1 protein-coding gene is annotated in these 1,503 nt (G+C 64.8%); it reads right to left on the bottom strand.

Translation table 11 applies throughout. The features are described from left to right. On the bottom strand, positions 1-1,093 hold a 1,093-nt coding region (ltrA, locus tag J8I35_RS34340; protein WP_209929388.1), incomplete at its 3' end, for a group II intron reverse transcriptase/maturase. Between the last annotated feature and the right edge of the window lie 410 nt (positions 1,094-1,503).

The following is a 1,503-nucleotide window of genomic DNA, read 5'->3' as shown; positions in this document are numbered from 1 at the left end:
AGCCGCGAAGCACCGGGTTCAGCGCCTCGATCGTCTGCGATACGCTACGCCCTCGACCCGGACGCATCAGCTCCCTGACCCGCGCCGTCAGCCTCTTCAGGCTCTCCGGTGCGATTCGCAGCCTCGCCTGACGATGCATCGTCACGCTGTAGCCCAGGAACTTGCGCGTCCACGGCCGTGCACACGTGCTCTTCGATTCGTTGATTCGCAGCTTCAGGCGCTTCTCGAGAAACGCCTTCATCTGCATCAACAGCCGCTCGCCCGCCGCCTTGCTTCGAACATAGATGTTGCAGTCGTCTGCATAGCGGCAGAACGCGTGGCCGCGTCGCTCAAGCTCGCGGTCCCAGTCCGTCAGCAGGATGTTCGACAGCAGCGGCGAGAGCGGCCCGCCTTGCGGCGTACCCTCCCGTCGCACCGTCACCATCCCGCCTCGCATCAGGCCCGCCTCCAGATACCGCCGGATCAGCTTGAGCACCCGATCATCCTTCACCTGCCGGGCCACCCGCGACATCAAGATGTCGTGGTTCACCCGGTCGAAGAACTTCTCCAGATCGATGTCCACCACCCAGCGGCGGCCTTCCTGCACATACCGCCGTGCCTTCAGCACCGCCTGCTGCGCGCTGCGCTGCGGCCTGAAGCCGTAGCTCGACTCGGAGAACCCCGGCTCGAAGATCGGTTGGAGTACCTGGTGCAGCGCTTGCTGGATCAGCCGGTCCAGCACCGTCGGGATGCCCAGTGTCCTTACCCCGCCAGCAGGCTTCGGTATGTCCACCGCGCGCACCGCCGCCGGCATGTATTGCCCCGCCAGCAGCGCCGCCTTCACGCTCGGCCAATGCATCTTCAGCCAGTCCTTGAACTGCTCCACCGGCAAGTCATCGACTCCCGGCGCGCCACGGTTCTCGACCACCCGTCGATACGCCAGCCACAGGTTGCTGCGCTCTACCACCGCCTCCATCAGCGATGGTCCCTCCGCTTTCGTTTGCCCGGTAGCCGCCGTGCCAGCCTCCGCACCACGCGCGCCATCCCCGGAGTTCCGCCCCGGCTCCTGCGTCATGGCCCCGCTCTCACGGGCTTGTGCTTCATCGGCTCGCATCGAGTCTCCACCGTCCTAATTGCGGTCCTTCATGTTCGGGCCTTCGGCCTCGCGGCCTACTATGCCCTCTGCTGACTTCTGCACAGCCATCCCGACGCCTCTCGACGCCAGTAGCACTTCGGCAGCCGTACAGATCTCCCCGGGTATTACGCACCCACCTTCACGCTTATGCCTGTCGGATATACGCCGCATCGTCCCGTGCAAGTTTCGGGCTTCGGCCGCTTTGGCTGCCTTACCCCGATGCGTCGCCTCTTATCCGCTTCCTGTTCGTCAGGCCAGCGCTTTGCCTCCGGCTTCCTTCAGACTCGCAGTCGCCCACGACGCCCTTGCCATTGGCTAACACTTCCCCTTGCCGGGCGTGTAGAGGACTTTCACCTCCAAGTGAGTGCGCCCTGCCGGGCGCACCAAAA

This window comes from Burkholderia sp. CpTa8-5 (assembly GCF_017815045.1).
GTDB classification, from domain to species: domain Bacteria; phylum Pseudomonadota; class Gammaproteobacteria; order Burkholderiales; family Burkholderiaceae; genus Burkholderia; species Burkholderia sola.
This window is presented reverse-complemented; position numbering and strand designations above follow the sequence as displayed.